The sequence below is a fragment of the Pusillimonas sp. MFBS29 genome (genome assembly GCF_020687695.1).
In the GTDB taxonomy this organism is placed as follows: Bacteria; Pseudomonadota; Gammaproteobacteria; order Burkholderiales; family Burkholderiaceae_B; genus Pusillimonas_C.
The window spans coordinates 119,782-142,972 of record NZ_JAJEWL010000002.1 but is presented as its reverse complement, the minus strand read 5'-3'; the positions used below and the strand labels follow the sequence as shown (position 1 = coordinate 142,972).

Sequence of the window (23,191 nt, the reverse complement as noted above, 5' to 3'; positions counted from 1 at the left end):
CACCGCGGCAAAATACGGCTACGCAGCCAACGGCCGCATCCGCGGGTGCCTGTAAAAGAGTATGGCCGCCGGCACACCCACCGAGATGACCATGGCGGCAAACGCACGAATAGCAACATCCATGCTCCAATGGTCGGCGATCCAGCCCATGCCCATCATGGGCATCATGCTGCCGATATAGCCGATCACCAGATAAGTCGCCAACAACCCTGACCGCGTGCCGGCTGTCGCAAGGCGATTGACCATGCTCATGCCGGCCAGCATGCAGGCGCCGTGGCCGATTGCGGTAAGCAGGACACCCATCCCGAACAAAATGGCCGAGCTGGACGACAGGTTGGCCACCAGGAACACATTGCTCAAGGCAAGGCTTATAAAACCTGTGGTACCACACCAATGCGTGGGCATGCGGCCGGCCAGTACCTGGACGGCAGCCGAGGCGAACAATATCAACGCAATCGCCGTGCCACTGACTACCGGCCCATGCCAGGGCACCAGCTGATCAAGGAACAAGGGCGCCATGGACGCGTACAGCCCGAAGCCACCAAACGCCAGAAAAGGCAGGCAACAAGTCAGCACGAAGGCCCACGAGGCATTGGCCTGTGGCCAGGTCAGCCTGGGCAAGGCATCACGCCAGTTCAGGCGTGCTATTTCGGTTGGCATGGCTCCCTTGGGCAGCTTCAGGCGCATCAGGGCCATCAGGCCCAGCGTACCCAGCACCAGCGTCGGAATATACGTCACCACCAGCGGAGCGGGCGCCCATTGTCCGATGATGCCCCCCACCAGCGGGCCCAGACCAAAGCCGAAAGCCATCAGAAAGCCCGTCATCATCGCGACACGTTGCATATTTCCGGAAGGCGATACCTTGGCCAGACCTAGCGTAGCGCTCGTGGTCAGCATGCTGGACGCCAGCCCGACAACGAACCGGCCTATGCTCAGGGTGGTCATGTCCCATGCAATCATGCTGATGATGGTGCCAAGCAAGGCCAGCACGACGCCGCATTGCATCATGGGACGAAACCCCACGCGGTCGGGCAGGCTTCCAAAAAACAGCAAGCCACACAATGCGCCCACCATATAAATCACGTACACAAACGAAATATCGCTGGCCTGCAGCTGCCATGCCTCTTTGTAAAGAGCGTACAGGGGACTGATGAGCGCAATGCTCATCACACCCACTATCATGGCAAAACTCACCCACAGATAGGGCGATCCTTTCAATTTCATTTGAGTAATTTTTTATGCGGCTGACCAAAGGATGGGGCGGGAGGGATCAAGTATTCTATTACGGGTTAACCCTTATAACAAGTTAAGAAAATGTAATAGCTGGCCCTCACGATCGCAGTGCGCCGGAACTGGTTGCGTCGATAGGCGATAATGTTGACCAATAGTATTACCTAATTTTCTTACTACAGATAGCGCCATGATCCGAGACCAAGAAACCCTTAACGGCCTGCTTGACACCGTTGCACGCTTCGTGCGAGAGCGCCTTGTTCCCAACGAAGAGCTGGTGGCCGAAACAGACGAAATTCCCGAAGATATCGTCACAGACATGAAAAACATGGGCCTATTCGGTCTGACTATTCCGGAGCGATTTGGCGGGCTGGAACTGACCATGGAAGAAGAGGTGCTCACCGTATTCGAGCTTTGCCGGGCCTCACCAGTCTTTCGCTCACTGCTGGGTACGACCGTCGGTATCGGCTCGCAAGGCATCTTGTTCGACGGCACGCCGGCGCAGCAGGAAGAATACCTGCCTCGCCTTGCAACCGGCGAGCTGATTGCCTCGTTCGCGCTAACCGAGCCCGAAGCCGGCTCCGACGCAGCATCCCTGCGCACCACCGCTATTCTCGACAGCGACCACTACGTGGTCAACGGCACCAAACGCTTCATCACGAACGCCCCGCACGCAGGCATCTTTACCCTGATGGCACGCACCAATCCGGAAATCAAAGGGGCCGGCGGCATCTCGGCATTTATTGTTGATGCCAATACACCGGGGATAAGCTTCGGCAAGCGCGACAGCAAAATGGGCCAGAAAGGCGCCCATACCTGCGATGTGATCTTTGACAACTGTCGCGTTCCTGCCGCCAATCTGATCGGTGGCAAGGAAGGTCAGGGTTTCAAGACGGCCATGAAAGTGCTGGACAAAGGCCGTATCCATATCGCAGCCGTTTGTGTTGCCGTGGCCGAGCGTATGCTGGCCGACGCGCTCGCATACGCCATGCAGCGCAAGCAATTCGGGCAGCGCATCGCCGATTTTCAGCTGGTTCAGGCCATGCTGGCCGACTGCAAGACGGAAATCTACGCGGCACGCAGCATGGTCCTGGACGCGGCGCGCCGCCGCGACGACAATCTGCCGGTCAGCACCGAAGCCTCGTGCGCCAAGCTGTTTGCCTCCGAGATGTGCGGACGTGTTGCCGATCGCGCAGTACAGATTTTTGGTGGCGCCGGCTACATGAGCGAATACGGCATCGAGCGCTTCTATCGTGATGTGCGGCTGTTCCGCATCTACGAAGGAACCACTCAGATCCAGCAGATTGTTATAGCGCGCAACATGATACGCGAGGCGGAATGAATCGCCACGCAGGCAGCAGCGTTAATCGGAGATGGTCGTTCCTGCCCCAAGGGCGCTCAGTCTGAGCAGGCTTCTGAGGTTTTCACCCATAAGCTTGCCCACCACAGTAGCGTGCTCTGGTGTCTTTGGATTGGCCAGGCTGGCCAGAAGACGTTCTATATCACCATCGGTCAGGATAACCTGAAGCTGCTCGGCATTGCCCTGGTTATCGGGAACCCAGGCGGTAACCTGAGCGGTCAATTTTCCGCGCTCGTCGATTTGCAGCTCTGGTACACCCGGGAGCCGTGCCCGCAACTCGCCCAATTTTCCTTCCGAGGATTGCTCCGTTTTCTTTATTTTCATGCTGTCTCCATGCCGCAAGGGCGATGCAACTGATTCTAAGCCCATCAGCTGCCAAAATCCCTCAAGGTAAACCATGACGGCCGCGCACCTGTCGACGGAAGCACTGGGTACAAGTTTGCCTCTAAGGCCGGCGTCCCTGTGCCTGCAATCGGGTACTAAGGCGGCTGAAGACACGCAATGCATTGTCTCCCATAATTTGTTTCCGAACGCCAGGCTCCAGCCAGTCGACCGCATCAATATACCGTTTGGTGTCGTCGTAGTGGAAACCCGTCTGGGGATCCACACCTTTGACGGCCCCAATGATCTCGGAGGCAAACAGGACGTTTTCGGGCGGGACAACAGTCAGCAGCAGCTCTATGCCAGGTTGATGATAGACACAGGTGTCGAAAAACACATTCTGCATCAGGGTCTCGAGCGGCGGTCGGCCCATGTTCTGGGCCAGACCCCGATAGCGTCCCCAGTGATACGGCACCGCCCCACCCCCATGAGGAATGATGAACTTCAGTGTGGGAAAATCGCGAAAAAGATCAGACTCGAGGAACTGCATGAAGGCGGTCGTATCTCCATTCAGGTAGTGAGCCCCCGTGAAATGGAAGTTGGGGTTGCAGGAGCAACTTGTATGGACCATGGCGGGTACATCCAGCTCGACCATTTTCTCGTATAAAGGATACCAATACCGATCCGTCAAAGGTGGGTCGGTCCAGTATCCGTCGGTGGGGTCAGGATTGATATTGCACCCCACGAAACCAAGCTCCTGGACGCAACGTACCAACTCGGGTATGCAGTTGGCGGGGCTTACTCCCGGTGATTGAGGCAATTGACACACGCCCGCCAGCCTGTCGGGGTACAGCTCTACCGCACGATATATGAGGTCATTGCAATGACGTGTCCAGACCGCACTTGTGTCGGCGCCGCCAACATGATGGGCCATGCCTCCCGCGCGTGGCGAAAACAACGTCAGGTCGACGCCGCGCTCCTGCTGGATTCGTATCTGATTATCTTCAAGCGATTCCCGGATCTCGTCATCGCTGATCACGACTCCCGGGTCGACGCTCCCCCCTGCAGCCGATTGCAGCATATCCAGCTGCCAAGCGCGAAACTCACCAAGCGCCTTTGGCGCCGTCGTATAGTGACCATGACAGTCGATAATCATGCGTAACCCATTTTTATAAAACGTTGAACAAAGCCGGCATGCATGCCGGCTTGCCTGGCTGCCTGACGCGCCCTACTGCGTGCTCAAGCCAGCCTCTTTCACAACCCTGGCCCATTTTTCGACCTGCTCATGATAGTACTTGTCGAACTCGGCCACCGAGCCACCGCCGATAACCACTGCCATCTGCTTGAGCTTGTCCTGAACCTTGGGATCCTGCAAAGCCGTATTGATATAGCCATTGACTTTCGTCACGATGTCGTCCGGTGTCCCGGCCGGAACCATGAAGCCCCACCACACCTTGGCCTCAAGGTCGGAATACCCCAGCTCTTTGGAAGTTGGCACATCGGGCAGCTGGGTGATGCGCCCCGGACTATCGATCATCAGTGCCCGCAGCTTCTTGGCGTTGACCTGAGGCACAGCCTCGAGCGGGTTCAGAAACATGAATGAAACACGGCCAGTCACCAGGTCGAGCTTGGCGGGCGAGCCGCCTTTATACGGTACGTGCAGCATCTCGCTCTTGGTCGTGAGCTTGAGCAGCTCAGACGCAAGATGAGGTGCGCTGCCACTGCCGGAGGTGGCAAATGACACCGCATCGGGCTTGGCCTGGGCGGCCTTGAGCAGATCTTCAAAGCTCTTGTACGGAGAATCATAGGCCGTGACCAGTATCAGCGGCGCATAGCCCACATAGGCGACGGTCTTGAGATCCTTGACTTCATTGAAGGAGCGATTGGGGTAGATGGTCGGATTGGTGGCCATGCCATTGGCACCGATCAACAAAGTGTAGCCGTCGGGCGCTGCCTTGACGACAGCCTCTGTTCCTATATTGCCATTGGCGCCCGCACGATTTTCCACCACCACGGGCTGGCCTGTCTGGCTGTTGATACTATCGGCAAAAAGTCGGCCCAAGGTGTCGACCGCGCCACCAGGGGGAAACGGAACAACGAGCGTAACAGGCCTGTCGGGATAGGCTGCTCCGGCCGGCGCAGCCATCCCTAAAGCGGCCAGCGATCCCAAGGCAAGCGCGCCAAAGGCATGGGTCAATTTCAGATTCATGATAATGGTCTCCTTCACGTTCTTATGGATGGTGCTGAGATTTGCCGAATCATGCATGGACAAGACGACGGCAAGCAGCAACAGAGGGATACTAGCCTCTGTCGCTTTCGCGAGGAAACCATAGGAGAGCCTAGCTACTATTCCCAAAATGCATAGCTGGGAAATAACGGGATTCAGGCGTCGCGTTGCGCAAAATCCGGCAAAACTTCCTGGAACAGCTCGCTGGTCCGGATGACCAATGTAGTCAGTGGGCGTTCGGCCGACGTCGCCAGCGCCAGGACGCTGTTCATGTGTGGCGCGATGATGCGGCTGCTCTGAAGGTGATCACGCGCATCGCTTACAGCAACAGCGTGCCGTGTCGCAATGGCATAACCCTCGCCTTCGGAAACCAGCTTAACGATAGATGCGACCGAATCGACCTCGAGCGCAATATTGGGTTTGAGCCCCATATTGGCCAGCCTAGTTTCGACCATCATGCGCAGGGAATGCGGGCGACTCGGCATGATCAAGGGCAGTTCGGCAATGTTTCGCATGGGAATGGGGTTAGCAATCGCCGCCTGCCAGGGCTCCCTGCGCCCAAGCAGCAAAAGCTCATCTTCACGCAAGGGCTTGATGTCCAGGCTGGCGGACGGCACCGGATCATGCAGCAGGGCGATATCAATCCGGCCCGAAAGCAGCCATTCGTAAAGATGGATGGTCAGGCCTTCGGTGATGCACAGGTTTGCCTTGGGATAACGCAGGCGGAATGCCTTCACGAACGGCGCGCAAAGCGCCCGCCCAACCGCGTACGGAAAACCTATGGTGACTCGCCCTAGCGGACTCCCGCGTGAGTCCTCGACGTCCTGACGCGCATGCTCGAACTGCATTTGTATGGTCCGCCCGTGCGCCAGCAGCCGTTTTCCAGACTCGGTGAGGCTCACCCCCCGACCATTGCGGTAGAAAAGAGTTTGCCTGAGCTCGACCTCGAGACGGCGCACCTGCCGGCTGAGCGCCGGCTGCCCTACTCCCAGCACCGTGGCGGCCTGGGTGAAGCTGCCGAGTTCGGCAACATAGATGAAACACTCGAGCTGCCGAAGATCCATAAGGTAGCTGTTCCTGCAGGAATTTATTCGCTATACCTTATAAACCAGTTCGCAAGATATCGCCATCCCTGCTACCAGCCGCGGCGCAGCTTGGCTGCGGAGGCCTTGTTCAGGCGCTTGGCCTCCTGTTCGGCATATTCCTTTTCGTTGGGCTCGTAGCGGCCTTCATACATGCAGCTGCTGCGACTGCGCTGGCATTCGCTGCTGACGCGGGCGTCAGCTCCCTCGTCATCACCGAAACCAAACATGGAACATCCTGACACCAGCGTGATTGCGCACAATGCCACACCACTCAGGCTCAATCTTCGCACTGACATTTTTCACCGGCTCCGGAAACAGACAACAGCCATTCTTATAGCAGATTCACACTGATTGCCGGCTGTTCCAGCGCCAGCGGTATCATCTTGATGCAAAGTCAATGACTGTGGCACCAGCGTGGGCCGGTTCATGGCAGCCTGAATTCAAGCAGGTGCAGCACCAGCGCCATGCCGCCGATTATTGCCCCTATATCTCCTGCTGCATGCCCATTTCCACGACACGATTGGGCGGGATTTTATAGAACCTGGTGCTGCGCGTGGCGTTACGGGCCATGAATGCGAAAATTCGGCGCTGAAGGCGTGCAACCAACGGCAGCTTGCGCACCACGAGAACCGTCTGGCGCGACATAAAGAATGAAACCTGCAAAGGCTCGAGATTGATTTCTGGCATGTCCTGGGCCAGTTGCTCAAGCATCTGGGGCACATTGGGCTCTTGCTTGAAGCCCCAGGTGGCCTTGACTTGCCAGCTCGAATGATTGAGCCGTTCGATTTCATAGCGCTCGTGAAACGGCACGTAAGGAACCCGCGCAGTCTGCACCGTCACGAACAGCACTTGCTCATGCAACACTTTATTGTGCTTGAGGTTATGCAGCAGCGCCGGTGGAACGGTACCGTAAAGCATGCTCATGAACACGGCCGTACCTGGCACCCGTACCGGCGGATAGTCTTCCAGGTTGCGCATGAATTCGGTCAGGGAATTCTGCTCGTCAAACAGGGCCTGGTGCAACTTTTCACGCCCCAGATTCCAGGTCACCATCAAAGTGAAGATAGCCAGACCTATGCCCAGGGGTAGCCAGCCTCCGTCGAACACCTTCAAGGTATTCGACGAAAACAGCAGGATGTCTATCAGCAAGAATAAGGTCAGACTGACCAGCCACACCCAGCGCGAAAGCCCTGAGGACTGCTGGGGCAACACGCGGAACGCCAGCAAGGTGGTCATCAGCATGGTGCCTGTCACCGCAAAGCCATAGGCGTGGGCCAGGCGATCTGCCGAACCAAATCCCACCACCAGCAACATCACGGCGATAAAAAGCAGGGAATTCACCCGCGGCAGGTAAATCTGCCCCTCGGTGCTGGCCGAGGTATGCTCGATCTGCATGCGGGGCCAATATCCCAGCTGGACTGCCTGGCGAGTGAGCGAGAAGGCTCCGGAGATGACTGCCTGCGAGGCAATGATGGCCGCCGCGGCGGCAAGCACGACCAGCGGTAGCAGCAGGTAGCCTGGAGCCAGCAGGAAAAAGGGATTCTTGATGGCGCCCGGATCGCGCAGCAGCAGCGCCCCTTGCCCAAAGTAGGCGAAGACCAGGCAAGGCATCACCAAGCCAAACCATACGCGGCGAATGGCTTTGCGGCCGAAGTGCCCCATGTCGACATAGAGGGTTTCGGCACCCGTAACAGCCAGCACGATGGCCCCCAGCAGCAGGAACACCTCCCAGGGCGCTTCGGACACGAACTGCAGCGCCCAGACGGGGTTCAGGGCCTGTAGGACCAGAGGCGTCTGTATGGTGCGCCACAAGCCCAGCACACCTATCGTCAGGAACCAGACCAGCATGACCGGTCCGAAGAGCTTGCCCATGGCACCCGTGCCATAGGACTGAATGGCAAAAAGGCCTGCCAGAATGATCAAGGCCAGGGGCACCACCCAGCTTTCGAGCGTATCAGAAACAACGCCTATCCCCTCGATCGCCGACATCACCGATATGGCCGGCGTAATGACACTATCGCCGTAGAACAGCGATGCGCCAATCAGCCCGAAAGTCGTGTATACCCATTTCTTTTTACCCTGCAGCCCGGCCTTCGCAAGCTCCATGAGCGCAAGCACACCGCCCTCGCCCTGGTTGTCGGCGCGCATGATGCATGCCACATACTTGATGGAAACCACGATCGTCAGGAGCCAGAAGATCAGCGATAGCACACCGAATATATGATGCTGATCCAGTTGTGCGAAGCCGGACAGCGACACCTTGATGGCATACAGCGGACTGGTTCCGATGTCTCCGAAGACCACCCCCAAGGCACCGAGCATCATGGCTGCCCCGGGCCGCAATGGGTCGGAATGGGCGGACGGTTCGCTATTGAGTCTGCTCATGCAATTTCTGGATAGATAGTGGCTGACAGCCGAAGTCGATAATTATCCGCCGATTGATGCAGCGCAGCAAATAGCAGCTTAAAATTTCCTGAAAAGCCTGCCTAAGGTTGTTTATTTTTCCAGACGGGCAACCACCGACAGCACAAAAAGAGCGATAACCGTGCTGACAACAGCGGTTGCCTCTCGCCCGTAGCCCGCCGCCACGCCAACCGCCGCCGCAACCCAGATGCTGGCAGCAGTGGTCAGGCCTTTTACTTCCTGCACATTGCCATGCTTGAGAATGGCACCCGCGCCCAGAAAGCCTATTCCCGAAATTATGCCTTGCATGACACGGCTTACCTCGGGAGCCTCCATGCCAGACGTGACCGGCACCAGCACGAACATGGCGCAACCCAGCGAGACCATCATGTGTGTGCGCAACCCTGCAGCCTTCCCTTGCAGCTCTCGTTCGTAACCAATGACCGCACCCAGTGCAACCGCGACAAGCAGGCGCAACACAATGACGGTTGCATCGCGCAGATCTGCCATGTCGGAGAACTCGACCACAACGGTTTGCCAAACCTCTGCCAGTACAGACATGAATAACTCCTGGAGTCCAGGCAAACAAGCTTAGCAGGAAATAGCCACCTCGCGTCGCCAGTGCTAGGATAGCTCCCTTTGCAGCATCACTTTCTTGTAAGCCAATAATTCAAACAGCGGGAACATCCGTGAGCAACTGGTTCAGAATTTCGCATATTTCCGCCGGCTTCATTGCCGTTCTTGTGGGCTATACCAGTTCGGTGGCCATTATTTTTCAGGCCGCCCAGGCTGCAGGGGCAAGCCCTGCAGAGTTGAATTCATGGATGTGGGCGCTGGGCATAGGCATGGGTGCAAGCTGCATCGGTCTGTCATGGCGCTATCGCAGCCCGATCCTGACGGCATGGTCTACCCCGGGCGCCGCATTGCTGGTCACCAGCCTGCAGGGTCTTAGCATGAGCCAGGCCATAGGCGTATTCCTGCTTTCCTCGCTATTGATCACGGTTTGCGGCGTCACGGGCTGGTTTCAGCGGCTCATGCAGTACATGCCCAGGCATATTGCGGCGGCCATGCTGGCTGGCATATTGATCCGGTTCGGCATGGATCTGTTCGTCGCCATGCAAACCCAATGGCTGATGGTGGGGCTGATGTTCCTGACCTTTTTATTGGGCCGGATCTGGTTGCCCCGTTATACCGTGCCACTGGCCCTGGCGGTGGGCGTCGCAAGTGCAGGCTTGCTGGGGCTGCTGCACCTTGACGCCTTGAGCTGGACGCCAGCGCAGCCGACACTCATGATGCCCGAGTTTTCCGTGTCGGCCCTGATCGGTGTGGGGATCCCGCTGTTCATCGTTACGATGACCTCACAAAACGTTCCCGGACTGGCGGTGCTGCGCGCCAACGGCTATGACACGCCGGCATCACCGCTTATCGGATGGACCGGCGGCATCGGCCTGTTGCTCGCCCCATTCGGCGGTTTCTCGTTCAATCTCGCGGCGATTACCGCCGCCATTTGCATGAGCAAGGACGCCGATCCGGACCCTGCCAGGCGCTATGGTGCAGCCATCTGGGCCGGTGTGTTCTATCTGCTTACGGGTGTTTTTGGTGCCACGGTCGTCAGCCTGTTTGCGGCCTTTCCTGGCGAGCTGGTTGCAGCCATTGCCGGACTCGCGCTGCTGGGCACGATCGCCAACAGCCTGGCTGGCGCCCTGACGGAAGAACGCGGCCGTGAGGCCGCGTTGGTTACCTTTATTTGTACGGCATCCGGCTTGAGCATCATGGGCATAGGCAGTGCTTTCTGGGGACTGACGTTCGGCATGGCCGTACATCTGCTCGCCCGGCGTATTGCCTGATCCGATGTCCTAGCAGCCTACCCTGCGAACCGAGATATTGTTTTCCTGCAGCGCCTTGCGTATGGCCTGAGCAAAGGTGACGGCTCCGGGCTGGTCACCGTGCAAACACAAGGTATCGGCCTGAACGGCAATGTCTTTGCCCTGCCTGGTCGCTATCTTGCCTTCTGTCACCATACGCAGAACCTGTTGTATGGACTGCTGCGGATCTTCGATCATGGCATCGGGTTGCCGGCGCGGGGTCAGCGAACCATCGTCCTGGTAAGTTCGATCTGCGAAGACCTCGTGACCTGTTTTCAAGCCGATGGCATGACCTGCACGGATCAACTCGCTGCCTGCCAGGCCATACAAAATCAATGAGGCATCAACATCGTGAACGGCCTGCGCGATGGCCGATGCCAGCGCCGCATTCTTTGCCGCCATGTTGTACAAGGCGCCATGCGCCTTCACGTGATGCAGTCTGCCACCCTGACTGGCAGCAACAGCCGCCAGCGCACCGACCTGTACAACGACGATATCGTAGGCATGCTCGGGACTGATATCCATGTTGCGGCGGCCAAAGCCGACCAGGTCAGGCAAACCCGGATGTGCGCCCAGAGCGACGCCATGCTTGATGGCGGCGGCTACTGTCTTGCGCATGACAGTCGGGTCACCCGCATGAAAGCCGCAGGCGATATTGGCCGAGGTGACATAAGGCAGGATTGCGTCGTCCTGCCCCATACGCCAGGCGCCAAAGCTTTCACCCATGTCACAGTTAAGATCGATAGCCAGCGTCATGATGGGCCTCTGATGTGCGGCCGTAGCCGCATTGAATAGCCTGGCAGGCTTGCGGGGCAGACGCCCCGCAGGCTGAATCTACTGCCCTTCCAGGAAGCTCTTGAGTTTGTCGGCGCGGCTGGGATGACGCAGCTTGCGCAGCGCCTTGGCTTCGATCTGACGTATGCGCTCACGCGTGACGTCAAATTGCTTGCCAACTTCTTCCAGCGTCTGGTCGGTACTCATTTCGATACCAAAGCGCATACGCAAGACCTTGGCCTCGCGCGGCGTGAGGGAGTCGAGCACTTCCTTGACGACATCGCGCATGGAACCATGCAACGCCCATTCGGACGGCGACAAGGTACCGGTATCTTCGATGAAATCGCCCAGGTGCGAATCATCATCGTCGCCGATGGGGGTTTCCATGGAGATGGGTTCCTTGGCGATCTTGAGGATCTTGCGAACCTTGTCTTCGGGCATGTCCATCTTTTGTGCCAGTGTGGCGGGATCAGGTTCAGCACCGGTTTCCTGCAGAATCTGGCGATTGATGCGATTCATTTTATTGATCGTTTCAATCATGTGCACCGGAATGCGTATGGTGCGTGCCTGGTCGGCAATGGAGCGGGTAATCGCCTGACGTATCCACCAGGTGGCGTAGGTCGAGAACTTGTAGCCACGACGATATTCGAACTTGTCTACCGCCTTCATCAGGCCTATGTTGCCTTCCTGGATAAGATCCAGGAACTGCAAGCCGCGATTGGTGTACTTCTTGGCAATCGAAATAACCAGACGCAAGTTGGCTTCGGTCATTTCGCGCTTGGCCTTGCGAGCCTTGGCTTCACCAGTTGCCATGCGCTTGTTGACGTCTTTGAGGTCTTTAAGCGGCAGCACAACGCTGGTTTGCAGGTCGATCAGCTTTTGCTGGATCTCCTGGACCGCAGGGATGTGACGCTCAAGCGTTTCGGAATACGGATGACCGGCTGCGACTTCCTGGAGCACCCAGTCAAGATTGGTCTCGTTACCGGGAAATGCCTTGATGAAATACGTACGCGGCATGCCTGCTCGGTCGACGCAAGTATGCAGGACTGCACGTTCCAGCTTGCGCACTTCAGCGACTTGTTCGCGCAGCGTGTCGGCCAGCTTTTCAACCATCTTGGCTGTAAAGCGCACACCCATGAGCTCATTGAGAATAGCTTCCTGAGCCTCGGTATACTCCTGAGCCTGATAGCCGTCGCGTTCGAAAGCCGTGCGCATCTTGGCGAACCACACGCCAATGTTCTCGAACTTCTTGAGCGACTTGGTGCGCAGATGCTCGAGCTGCTTGCTGCTCATGCCGCCTGCGGGGCCGTCTTCGTTTTCGTCGTTATCAACCGATACACCTGCGCCGGCGTATTCCTCGCCTTCCTGGTCAATCAGGCCGTCGACGACTTCGTCGATCTGGGCGGCACCATCGCGCACGCGCTGAACATACTGCAGAATTTCATTAACCGTTGTCGGGCACGCGGCAATCGCCATGACCATGTGCTTGAGGCCATCTTCGATGCGTTTGGCAATCTCGATTTCGCCCTCGCGGGTGAGCAGCTCGACCGTACCCATTTCACGCATATACATGCGAACAGGGTCGGTGGTGCGTCCGAAATCGGAATCCACTGTGGTCAGCGCCGCTTCTGCTTCGTCTTCGACGTCGTCGTCGCTGGAAGCCACCGGCGCGTTATCGCTCATGAGCAAGGCATCGGCATCGGGCGCCTGGTCGTAGACCGAGATACCCATGTCGCTGAACGTGCTGATAATGCCATCGATGGCTTCAGCATCAACCAGATCGTCGGGCAGATGGTCGTTGATCTCGCCGTAGGTAAGATAACCGCGATCCTTGCCCAGCTTGATCAGAACCTTAAGGCGGTTACGGCGCGCCTCTTGTTCTTCAGGCGTCATCTGATTGCGTGCAGGAACGTCTTTATCGGCCTTGCCACGCTTGCCGCCACGTTTGGGCAACGGCTTCAGTTCAGGAATGACCTCGGCATCGCCGTTGTCATCATCGTTGAAGTCGACCGCGTCGTTATTGGCGTTCTTGGCGGGACGGCCGGGACGACGCCCGGTAGGCGCCTTGCCAGCAGGCTTGGTCGCCGTTTTCGCAGCGGCTTTGGTAGCCGTTTTGGCCGCCGTTTTGGTTGCCGTCTTGCGTGCTGTGGTCTTGGCTGCCGCTTTCTTTACAGCCGTTTTGGCCGCAGGCGCTTTCTCTGCCTTGGTGCTTGCCCCTGCTTTGACCGTCGTCTTGGCCGCAGCTTTGCTTGCGGCTGCAACAGTCTTTGTTTTCTTTGCAGTATCTTCTGCTGGGGTGGGGGTCTTGCCAGTAACTTGGGTCATAGTCGCTTCCGTAAACGCAAATACACCCGGTTGTCTTGCGACAACGAGTGTTGCAGGGGCAGAACGTACTCATCGCAAAGGTTGAACATACTGCGTGAAAGACATCGATGCAGCGCGCACCGCCCGGATAATAAGTATCCCCGACGTATTATTCATATACCGTTACGGGGCAAAATGAGGCTGGCCGGCTTGCATGCCCGTATTCACGCTTTTCGTGCTTGGGGCAAATATGTTTAAGTCTTTGCGAAAACTCTCTATTTTATCGTATTTAAGGCGAAGTCGCACTGTTGACCAGCGCGATTCTTCGCGTCAATTCCTGATACCTTTTTCGGGAGGCATCATCCCGTAATCCTGCTTCCACCAGCGCCGACTGTTCGGCTTTAATGGCATCGAGCTCTATGCGTCGCAAGGCGTCGTTCCATTCAGTGCGTGGGTCAGGCAGATCTTCCTGGTCAAGCAATTCGGGCGTAAGCGTTGCGAGCAGCCCCTCCAGGTCGGAACCTGGTTCGGCCGCCTGCAACAAGGCTCCCGCATGGCGGGCACCACTCATGTTCGCCAGGGCAATCAATTCTCTTACCAATACCAGATGGGGGCCATGCTCGAGAATTTCAAGCTGCTGGTCTCCCAGACCCGATACCAGCTCGGGGTGCGCCAGCAATAACCTCAACAAACGCTTGGCCATAGGCGTAACGCTTCTGGCCTTGCCGTGGCGCTCACGCTTCGGCCCGCTCCGGACAGGCGCCTCTTCCGGCGCCTCGAATGACTCAAAGGCGCTGTAGTCCGCGTCCTCAAAAACGGGCACATCCATGAAACCCGGCGGCTCATCGTGGTCCGCAGTCCATTCCGGAGCCGCAGTACGCGCCCCGGCCGGCGTACCGGCTTGCGTCGTACCGCCGGCAGGTGCCGGCACGTCCGCCGTCAACTCGGCCAGCTCTTCGGGCGTCAGCTGCACCAGCTTGGCGAACTCTCGCTCGATCTGTATGCGCAAGGTCGTCCCTTCGGGCAACATGGCCAGCAAGGGCTTGGCTTCATGGGCACATGCGGCACGCCCTTCCGCTTCGCCCAATGCATGGCGCGATGCCAGTTCTTCCAGCATGAAGCGCGACAGCGGCATGGCTTCATTTGCACAGGCCTTGAAAGCCTCGGTACCGAACTCCCGGATATAAGAGTCGGGATCATGATCGGACGGAAGAAACAGAAAGCGCATGGACACATCGTCACGCAGCAGCGACAAGCAGGTATTCAAGGCACGCCAGGCAGCACGACGGCCAGCCTTGTCACCATCAAAACTGAATACGACCTTGTGGCTGGCACGCAACAACTTCTGTATATGGAACGGCGTCGTAGCCGTGCCCAGCGTAGCAACGGCATTGGCCATTCCATGCTGCGCCAGACCGACGACATCCATATAGCCTTCGACCACCAGCACATAGCCTTCACTGCGTATGCCGGCGCGCGCCTCCCACAGGCCATAAAGCTCATGACCCTTGGAAAACAACCCGGTTTCGGGCGAATTCAGATATTTGGGCTCGCCCTTGCCTATGATGCGGCCGCCAAAGCCGATCAGGTTGCCGCGCGTATTACGTATCGGGAACATAATGCGCTCCCGAAAGCGGTCGTAGCGGCGCCCGTCTTCAGCCTCGATGACCAGTCCGGATTCAACCAGCAAGGGATCATCGTAGCTGGGAAATACCGCTGCCAGTCCGCGCCGATCGTTGCCCGACCAGCCCAGTCCGAACCTGGCTGCTGTTTCACCCGACAAGCCACGCTGCTTCAGGTACCGGATCGCGCTTTGCGAGCCTTTTAGCTCACGCAAGTAATGCGCCTGCGCTGCATCCAGTATCTGCTGGTGGCGATTAACTTCCTCTTTGCGACGACGGTCGGCGGCCTGCTGCCGCGGGCTGCGCTGCTCTTCGGGCACCGTCATACCGACCGTGGCCGCAAGAGAGCGAACGGCTTCCGGGAAGCTGGCGCCGGTGTGCTCCATCAGGAAGCCAACCGCGCTACCATGGGCTCCGCAGCCAAAACAGTGATAAAACTGCTTGGTGGGGCTTACTGTAAATGAGGGGCTTTTTTCGTTGTGGAAGGGGCACAAGCCAAGCAGGTTGGCTCCACCCTTGCGCAACTGTACATATCGCCCGACGACATCGACAACGTCAACTCGGGCGAGCAGTTCCTGAACAAATGATTCAGGAATCAATCAATACAAACGCGGAGGCAGTTGTTGGCTGCGGATGCGCTTGTAGTGGCGCTTGACGGCAGCGGCGTGCTTGCGCTTACGCTCAGCCGTGGGCTTTTCGTAAAATTCGCGCGAACGCAATTCGGTCAAGAGGCCAATTTTTTCGATAGTGCGCTTGAAGCGGCGAAGCGCGGCTTCAAAGGGCTCGTTTTCTTTCAGACGAACGATAGGCATGTAGTCTTAAGCCTTGAAGGTTAATATATTAGTTAGTGGAAACGACAACCAGTAAGTTTAGCACAAATACCGCCTTAATGCCTGCCAGACCAGATAGAACCAGGGCCGGCGCTATTTAAGCCCGGCTACTGATCAGGAACGACCTTTGCGTACCCAGGATTCCAGCTGATGAGGACGCAGGCTGTCGTAGTCTTCAAAGGGCTGGTGTATCCAGGGATTCGTGGGCAGTTTGTCGACATAGTAGTCGGGTATGGCCTGCGAGTGCCCTTTCCACCACAACACGCCGGTTCTCATTTCGGTAATAGCGGGAAACTGCTTGCGCAGATGATCCCGCACGCGACTGAAAGTCATGCCGGTGTCGACCATGTCGTCGAGCAACAGAACCCTGCCGTCGAGGGTTCCACGGGTAATGGTGATGAACTGGGCAATATCAAGCTCACCCTGCTCGGTGCCGGCCGCCTCGCGATAGCTGCTGGTCGCCAATATACCCAATGGAATGTCGTAAATACGCGACAAAACATCGCCTACACGCACACCGCCACGCGCCAGACAAAGGATCTTATCGAACTGCCAGCCTGACTCGTGCACGATCAAAGCCAGACGTTCGATGAGCCTGTGATACTCATCCCAGCTGACCCATAGATCACGATCGGTACTTGGTGGCAGATTCATAAATAATGTTCCGTAATGGCAGCATATATTGCAGGGATCGTAATAATAAACCTGTATGCCGCACAAGAAAAGGCCGGATCCGTAAAAAACAGGATCCGGCCTTTTCTGCGGGCCCGCATTACGGCCCGTGCAGTGCCTTGTGTACTAGCCGTTGAAGGGGTGACGCAAGACGATGGTTTCCATGCGATCGGGCCCGGTCGAGACCATGTCGACGCCGACGTCACACACCTCTGCAATGCGCTCGAGGTAGCGGCGTGCATTGACAGGCAGCTTGTCGTATTCGGTGATGCCCACTGTGGATTCAGTCCAGCCGGGCATCTCTTCGAGCACGGGCTCGGCTTCAGCTGCAGCGTGGGCGCCATATGGCAGGACATCGAGGAATTCGCCCTTGTAGCGATAGCCCACACCAATCTTGAGTTGCTCAACGCCGTCGAGCACGTCGAGCTTGGTAATGCATAGACCCGAGATGCCATTGATCATGACCGAACGCTTCATGGCTGCGCCGTCGAACCAGCCACAGCGACGGGGACGGCCGGTGACCGAACCAAATTCCTTGCCAACCGTTGCCAGGCGTGCGCCGGTATCGTCGAGCAACTCGGTTGGGAAAGGTCCGCCGCCAACGCGCGTGGTATACGCCTTGGCGATACCCAGGACGTAATCCAGTGCCTGAGGACCGACGCCGGCACCGGCCGACGCTGCACCCGCCACGCAATTGCTGCTGGTGACAAACGGATAGGTTCCGTGGTCGATATCGAGCAAGGCGCCTTGCGCACCCTCGAACAGCAGCCTGTGTCCGGCTTTGCGGGCAGTATGCAGGTTGCTGGACACGTCGGCCACCATGGGCTGCAATACAGGTGCCAGCGCCATGGCCTGATCACGAACCTCGTCGATCGAGACTGCCTTGCCGCCCAGATACTGGGTCAGCACAAAGTTATGGTAATCCAGTGTTTCGGCCAGCTTTTCATCGAAAATGGCTGGGTCGTACAAGTCTTGAACACGCAGGGCGCGGCGACCGATCTTGTCTTCGTAGGCTGGTCCTATGCCCCGCCCTGTCGTACCGATCTTGCCCTCGCCCTTGCGCGCCTCGCGAGCCTGGTCAATGGCAATGTGATACGGCAGAATCAACGGGCAAGCCGGAGAAATCTGCAGGCGTGAGCGCACGTCAAGCCCGGCAGCCTCGAGTTCGTTGATTTCCTTCAGCAGTGCCTCGGGTGAAAGGACGACGCCATTGCCGATGTAGCAGGTAACGTGCGAGTGCATGATGCCCGAAGGTATCAGGCGCAATATAGTTTTATTGCCGTTGATCCATAGGGTGTGGCCGGCATTATGGCCACCCTGAAAGCGCACTACGCCCTGCGCTGACTCAGCCAGCCAATCGACGATCTTGCCTTTACCTTCGTCACCCCACTGGGTGCCGATCACCACAATATTCTTGCTCATGTTGCGTATCAGAAAAAAATTCCGGCCCGACAGTTACAAGGCCAAGCAGATTCAAATCATACGATAAAAACAGCCGGACATTCGGCTAGTTTATCGCCCTTACCTTCCATGTACCGCCATCCTGCACCAGCTCCCGGTCAACGGTAAATTCATCCAGCGCATGCGGCTGCCCCGGCAACATCTGCACCACGATCTCGCCTGCTGCACGCAGTTCGCGCAGCACTTTGACCAAAGCCGCATCTGTACCCCATGGCGCACGTATGGCCTTGGACACCGGTGGCGCAGGCAATCCGGCCGAAAGCTTGCGCAGATCGAGACTGAAGCCCGTGGCCGGACGCGAACGCCCGAAAGCCCGCCCTACTCCATCATAGCGGCCGCCACGTACCAGCGCATCGTGCCAGCCTTGTGCGTAGATCGAAAACACCACGCCGGAATGGTAGCCATAACCACTGCCCATGTCAGCCAGATCAACGCTGAACTCGTTATCGGGCAGTGCGCTGATGAGTGTATCGAGATCATCAAGCGCAGCGTACAGGGCCGGCAAAGCCGGCAGGACAGCGCGCGCTCTGGCGATAACTTCGGTACTGCCATACAGCGAAGCAAGCTGCTTGAGCGCCTGGATGCTGTCTGGCTTGACCTGGGGAATTCGTGCGCCAAGCTCGGTCAGTCCGGGAACATCCTTGCTGGCCAACAGATCGTTGATATCGTCTGCAAAATCGGCCAGCGCCGGATCAGCATTGATGATGGAGCGCAGCACACCCGGGTGATTGAGATCGAGGCGAGCCTGCCTGACGCCGGCGCGCTTTACGCTGGCCAGCGCCAGCTCAATGATTTCGATATCGGCTTCTACACCTGCGTGACCGAAAATTTCGGCACCAATCTGCAGCAGTTCGCGATCAGACAACAACCCTGCCGGACGCGCGTGCAGGACCGTGCCGCAATAGCAAAGCCGCGTAACGCCTTCGCGGTTAAGCAGGTGAGCGTCTATGCGCGAGACTTGCGGAGTAATATCGGCGCGCACCCCAAGGGTACGACCGGTGATTTGGTCAATAAGCTTGCAGGTACGCAGATTCAAATCGGCACCCGTACCTGACAACAGGGATTCCAGGTACTCGACCAGTGGCGGGGCAACAAGCTCAAAGCCATAGGTGCGATATAAATCCAGCAGACCGCGGCGCAGTTCTTCAATGCGGCGGGCCTCTGCGGGCAGAATATCGGCCAGGCTTTCTGGCAACAACCAGTTGGACATCATGCGAACCAATGCGGAAAAATGCCAAACAAAAAGCGACCTGGGGCGTAAGCCCGCCAAGTCGCTTGCGGATAAGATAAACAAAAACTTACGCGCTAGTATAAACGATCGCAGGCAAGAAGTGAAACAGGCCCCATTGCGGGGCCTGTTCATGAGTACTGCGCGGCGCTGGCTTAATTTGCGCCGGCCGGACCTGGCGCGGCTGCGCCCTGTTGGCCCTGAGCCGAATTCCAGAATCTGAAGAAATCAGATTTGGGGCTAAGCACCAGCGCATCGTCCGAATCGGAGAATGCAGCGCGATAGCCTTCCAGACTCTTGTACAGGCTGTAGAACTCGGGATTGGTGCCGTAGGCCTCGGCATAGATGGCAGCAGCCTTGGCGTCTCCTTCGCCCTTGACTTCCTGCGCCTCAGCGTAGGCCTTGGCCAGCAGCTCCTGGCGCTCGCGATCGGCTTGCGCACGAATGCGCTCGCTGTCTGCTGCACCGGTTGCACGCAGGCGGTTGGCTTCCTGCTTGCGCTCTGCTTCCATACGGCGATACACCGACTCGGAGATCTCGGGTGCAAAGTCTATGCGACGCAAGCGCACATCAACCACCTGAACGCCCAGGGGCTTGGCACGCGCCTCGACGTTGGTGAGGATCTCGCGCATGATGGTATCGCGCTCGTTCGAGACCACTTCCTTGACCGTACGCACGTTGACCGATGCGTTCAGGGCATCGCGAATCTGGGCGGTAAGGCGCTCTACAGCAGCGCGATCATTGGCACCAAAGGTCACGTAGAACAGACGCGGATCGGAAATGCGCCATTTAACGAAAGAATCGATCAGCAGATTCTTTTTCTCGGCAGTTTGTATACGTTCGGGATCATTGGCCTCGATGGTCTGAAGACGCTTGTCGAGGCGCACGACGTTCTCGAAGGGTGGCGGCAGCTTGAAATACAGGCCGGGCTCGGTAATGGTGTCACGCACTTCACCCAAAGCGAAAACCAGCGCCGCATCACGTTCGCGAACGACGAAGACGCAAGAAGAAAGTATGGCCAGAAGAATAACCAGGCCGACTAAAGCAGGGAAAAAACGTTGCATTATGGCCTCTTAGCGTGAATACGGATTGGTCAACGACGAGTTGTATGCCGTGCCATCGGATGACGTGGAGGACCGTGCCGGAGCGACAGGCCGGCTCGACTGAGTCGTAGCCGCCGCTGCCGCGCCAGTGGTAGTTTCAACTGAGGCGCTGAAGTTGCTGGAACTTCCGGCTGCCTGTTTCATGATCTTGTCTAGCGGCAAATACAGCATATTGTTGCTGGCCTGCGAGTCGATCATGATCTTGCTGGTGTTCTGCAGGATTTCCTGCATGGTTGCCAGGTACATGCGCTCGCGGGTGATCTGGGGCGCCTTGGCGTACTCAGCCTCGATGCTCGAGAAGCGCGCTGTGTCACCGGTTGCGTCGCCGATCACAGTAGCACGGTAACCTTCTGCTTCCTGCATCATGCGTGCGACCTGACCTTGCGCCTCGGGCAACACCTTGTTGGCATAGGCGTTACCTTCATTGATCTGACGCTCGCGATCCTGACCGGCCTTGACGGCGTCGTCAAAGGCCGCCTGCACCTGCTCGGGCGGCTGCACGTTCTGGATGGCCACAGTGCTGATCTGAATGCCTGTCTCGTAGCGGTCAAGTATGCTTTGTGCCAGGCTTTGAACTTCGGTCGCAACTTCGGTACGGCCGGAATACAGCACAAAATCCATGGGCTTCTTGCCTACGATCTCGCGCATGGCTGTTTCGGCAGCCTGCCGGACGGATTCGTCTGGCTGACTGGTCTTGAACAGATAATCGGGTGCGCCGTTGGGCATAAGGCGATACTGCACCACAAACTGCAGATCGACGATATTTTCGTCGGTCGTGAGCATGAGGGATTCCGGCAGCACCTTGTTGCGGGCGTTACCGCGGAAGCCAACTTCGAAAGTACGAAGTTGTGCGATATTCACGTTCTGATGCGCCTCGATGGGATATGGCAGACGCCATTGCAGACCTGGAGGGAGTGTCTTGGTGTATTTGCCGAACTGGGTAACAACGGCCACCTGGCCTTCCTGGACAATCATGAAGCCACTGGCCAGCCAGAGCGCCACCGCTATCGCAATAATGACAGCAATGCTTTTGGGCGAACCCTTGGGCAGTTGGGGACGACTGCCGCCGCTGCCACCATCGCCACCGCCGTTGCCCGGGCCACGCCTGCCCTTGCGGCCAAACAAAGACCCCAGCCGATTATTGAAATCGCGCCAGACTTCGTCCAGGTCGGGAGGACCACCACCGTCGCCCTGATTAGGGCGTCGCGGGGGCTCTGAGCCATTATTGTTGCCACGCCCCCAACCTGGATCATTCAAGTTATATATTTTCGACATTAAACGTATTATTTCCTACGATTTGACCAAACTCGACAATTGCCCCACGCAACTCATCGAGGCCGGTGCGCCGGACGGCGCTTACAAAAACTCGTGCAATCGTACCATGTTCGTTACGCTCCATTCGGGGTTCGTAACCAGCCAGGTCGATTTTGTTATAGACCAGAATTCTGGGTATATCCGCTGCGCCGATATCTTCCAGAACCTTGTTCACTTCAGCAATTTGCTCATCGCGCTGCGGGCTGGCCGCATCGACGACGTGCAGGAGCAGGTCAGCCTGCACCGTTTCTTCCAGCGTGGCGCGAAAAGCAGCGATCAGTGTCGGTGGAAGCTCACGAATAAAACCGACCGTATCGGATATGACCACCTGACCGGCGCCCTCTATCCAGACCCGCCGTGTGGTGGTATCCAGGGTGGCAAAAAGCTGGTCTGCCGCATAGGCTCCGGCCCGCGTCAGTGCATTGAACAACGTGGACTTGCCCGCGTTGGTATACCCCACCAGCGAGATCGATAAGGTATTGCTGCGCGACCTTGCACGGCGCTGCGTATTGCGCTGACGCTGCACCCGCGCCAGACGCTCGCGCAGTACACGCACTTTGTCGCCTATCATGCGCCGATCCATCTCGAGCTGGGCTTCACCGGGACCACGCATCCCTATGCCCCCGCGCTGACGCTCAAGGTGAGACCACATGCGCGTAAGTCGGGTAGACAAATGCTGCAACTGCGCCAGTTCGACTTGCAACTTACCCTCGTGGCTTTTGGCCCTGAGCGCAAAAATATCAAGTATAAGCGCAACCCTGTCGACGACCCGCAGCTTGAACCCTCTTTCAAGATTTCGCTGCTGCGCAGGGGTAAGCGCCTGATCGAACAAAACCAGCTCGGCCTGCGTTTCCCCTGCTATCAGGACCGCTTCCTCAAGCTTGCCCGAGCCGATGAAATGCGCCGCATCCGGCCGTGCACGACGTGCCACGACGGTGGCAACCACTTCGGCACCGGCACCTTTGGCCAGCATGACGAACTCTTCCGCGTGTGCAGCGTAGTCGGGCTCGCCAAGATCAACACTGACGATCAGAACTTTCATGCTGCAAGACTCAACAAGACGCCCGCCAGCGCAGGGCACTCGGCGGGCGTCTTGGCGTAAGAAAAAACCAGCGGCGCTTTATTCAGAAGGCTCATCCACTTGGAAATTGACTGGTCGTGCAGGCACAACGGTGGAAATAGCGTGCTTGTATACCATTTGAGTTACGGTATTGCGCAGCAATACGACGTATTGATCGAAAGACTCGACCTGCCCCTGCAGCTTGATCCCGTTAACCAGATAGATCGATACAGGGATGTGGTCCTTGCGAAGGGCGTTTAGAAATGGATCTTGTAGTGTTTGCCCTTTATTGCTCATTGGCTAGGCTCCGATTATGTTGTTATATGAAAAAA

The 23,191-nt window shown here is 57.5% G+C and carries 21 protein-coding genes; 2 read left to right on the top strand and 19 right to left on the bottom strand.

The window, feature by feature from the left end:
- Nucleotides 1-18: 18 nt before the first annotated feature.
- Complete coding sequence (locus tag LKR43_RS03290; RefSeq protein ID WP_227682423.1) at nt 19-1,224, bottom strand: MFS transporter; 1,206 nt, start codon at nt 1,222-1,224, stop codon at nt 19-21.
- A 196-nt stretch (nt 1,225-1,420) separates the two neighbouring features.
- On the opposite strand from LKR43_RS03290, the gene LKR43_RS03285 reads away from it, so the two are divergent.
- Entirely contained in the window at nt 1,421-2,572 is a 1,152-nt protein-coding gene (locus LKR43_RS03285; protein WP_227682422.1) for an acyl-CoA dehydrogenase family protein, read from the top strand.
- Nucleotides 2,573-2,593: 21 nt separating this feature from the next.
- Here the strand turns inward: LKR43_RS03285 and LKR43_RS03280 are convergent, their stop codons facing one another.
- The 7 genes from LKR43_RS03280 to LKR43_RS03250 all read right to left on the bottom strand — a co-directional run bounded on the left by LKR43_RS03280 (nt 2,594) and on the right by LKR43_RS03250 (nt 9,187).
- On the bottom strand, nt 2,594-2,914 hold the full coding sequence (locus tag LKR43_RS03280; RefSeq protein WP_227682421.1) for a hypothetical protein: 321 nt from the start codon (nt 2,912-2,914) through the stop codon (nt 2,594-2,596).
- Between the two features lie 121 nt (nt 2,915-3,035).
- Entirely contained in the window at nt 3,036-4,067 is a 1,032-nt protein-coding gene (locus LKR43_RS03275) for an amidohydrolase family protein (RefSeq protein WP_227682420.1), read from the bottom strand.
- 72 nt (nt 4,068-4,139) lie between these two features.
- Complete coding sequence (locus LKR43_RS03270; protein WP_227682419.1) at nt 4,140-5,120, bottom strand: tripartite tricarboxylate transporter substrate binding protein; 981 nt, start codon at nt 5,118-5,120, stop codon at nt 4,140-4,142.
- A gap of 173 nt (nt 5,121-5,293) precedes the next feature.
- Complete coding sequence (locus LKR43_RS03265; RefSeq protein WP_227682418.1) at nt 5,294-6,202, bottom strand: LysR family transcriptional regulator; 909 nt, start codon at nt 6,200-6,202, stop codon at nt 5,294-5,296.
- 71 nt (nt 6,203-6,273) lie between these two features.
- Nucleotides 6,274-6,519, bottom strand: coding sequence for a hypothetical protein (locus tag LKR43_RS03260; RefSeq protein WP_227682417.1), 246 nt, complete (start codon nt 6,517-6,519; stop codon nt 6,274-6,276).
- A gap of 187 nt (nt 6,520-6,706) precedes the next feature.
- A complete protein-coding gene (locus LKR43_RS03255; RefSeq protein ID WP_227682416.1) occupies nt 6,707-8,608 on the bottom strand; it encodes a potassium transporter Kup in 1,902 nt (633 codons plus the stop codon).
- A 111-nt stretch (nt 8,609-8,719) separates the two neighbouring features.
- Nucleotides 8,720-9,187 (bottom strand): MgtC/SapB family protein, encoded by a 468-nt coding sequence (locus tag LKR43_RS03250; protein ID WP_227682415.1) that lies wholly within the window; start codon nt 9,185-9,187, stop codon nt 8,720-8,722.
- A gap of 128 nt (nt 9,188-9,315) precedes the next feature.
- On the opposite strand from LKR43_RS03250, the gene LKR43_RS03245 reads away from it, so the two are divergent.
- Nucleotides 9,316-10,473 (top strand): benzoate/H(+) symporter BenE family transporter, encoded by a 1,158-nt coding sequence (locus tag LKR43_RS03245; RefSeq protein ID WP_227682414.1) that lies wholly within the window; start codon nt 9,316-9,318, stop codon nt 10,471-10,473.
- A gap of 9 nt (nt 10,474-10,482) precedes the next feature.
- Here the strand turns inward: LKR43_RS03245 and LKR43_RS03240 are convergent, their stop codons facing one another.
- The 11 genes from LKR43_RS03240 to hfq form a co-directional block, all read right to left on the bottom strand.
- Complete coding sequence (locus LKR43_RS03240) at nt 10,483-11,247, bottom strand: LamB/YcsF family protein (RefSeq protein ID WP_227682413.1); 765 nt, start codon at nt 11,245-11,247, stop codon at nt 10,483-10,485.
- A 78-nt stretch (nt 11,248-11,325) separates the two neighbouring features.
- On the bottom strand, nt 11,326-13,590 hold the full coding sequence (rpoD, locus tag LKR43_RS03235) for an RNA polymerase sigma factor RpoD (RefSeq protein WP_227682412.1): 2,265 nt from the start codon (nt 13,588-13,590) through the stop codon (nt 11,326-11,328).
- A gap of 268 nt (nt 13,591-13,858) precedes the next feature.
- The gene (gene dnaG, locus LKR43_RS03230) at nt 13,859-15,790 is read right to left on the bottom strand and encodes a DNA primase (protein WP_227682411.1); all 1,932 of its coding nucleotides are present in this window, start codon (nt 15,788-15,790) and stop codon (nt 13,859-13,861) included.
- Nucleotides 15,791-16,003, bottom strand: a complete 213-nt coding sequence (gene rpsU, locus LKR43_RS03225) for a 30S ribosomal protein S21 (RefSeq protein ID WP_013742464.1) — start codon at nt 16,001-16,003, stop codon at nt 15,791-15,793.
- A 132-nt stretch (nt 16,004-16,135) separates the two neighbouring features.
- Complete coding sequence (locus LKR43_RS03220) at nt 16,136-16,675, bottom strand: phosphoribosyltransferase (protein WP_227682410.1); 540 nt, start codon at nt 16,673-16,675, stop codon at nt 16,136-16,138.
- A 144-nt stretch (nt 16,676-16,819) separates the two neighbouring features.
- Nucleotides 16,820-18,115 (bottom strand): adenylosuccinate synthase, encoded by a 1,296-nt coding sequence (locus tag LKR43_RS03215; protein ID WP_227682409.1) that lies wholly within the window; start codon nt 18,113-18,115, stop codon nt 16,820-16,822.
- Nucleotides 18,116-18,200: 85 nt separating this feature from the next.
- Complete coding sequence (locus LKR43_RS03210) at nt 18,201-19,364, bottom strand: ATP phosphoribosyltransferase regulatory subunit (RefSeq protein WP_227682807.1); 1,164 nt, start codon at nt 19,362-19,364, stop codon at nt 18,201-18,203.
- A gap of 173 nt (nt 19,365-19,537) precedes the next feature.
- Entirely contained in the window at nt 19,538-20,446 is a 909-nt protein-coding gene (gene hflC / locus LKR43_RS03205; RefSeq protein ID WP_227682408.1) for a protease modulator HflC, read from the bottom strand.
- A 9-nt stretch (nt 20,447-20,455) separates the two neighbouring features.
- Complete coding sequence (gene hflK / locus LKR43_RS03200) at nt 20,456-21,760, bottom strand: FtsH protease activity modulator HflK (RefSeq protein WP_255675945.1); 1,305 nt, start codon at nt 21,758-21,760, stop codon at nt 20,456-20,458.
- Nucleotides 21,744-22,841 (bottom strand): GTPase HflX, encoded by a 1,098-nt coding sequence (gene hflX, locus LKR43_RS03195; RefSeq protein ID WP_227682407.1) that lies wholly within the window; start codon nt 22,839-22,841, stop codon nt 21,744-21,746. Before hflX ends, hflK begins: the two co-directional genes overlap by 17 nt.
- A gap of 78 nt (nt 22,842-22,919) precedes the next feature.
- Nucleotides 22,920-23,156, bottom strand: a complete 237-nt coding sequence (gene hfq, locus LKR43_RS03190; RefSeq protein WP_180029411.1) for an RNA chaperone Hfq — start codon at nt 23,154-23,156, stop codon at nt 22,920-22,922.
- Nucleotides 23,157-23,191 lie beyond the last annotated feature (35 nt).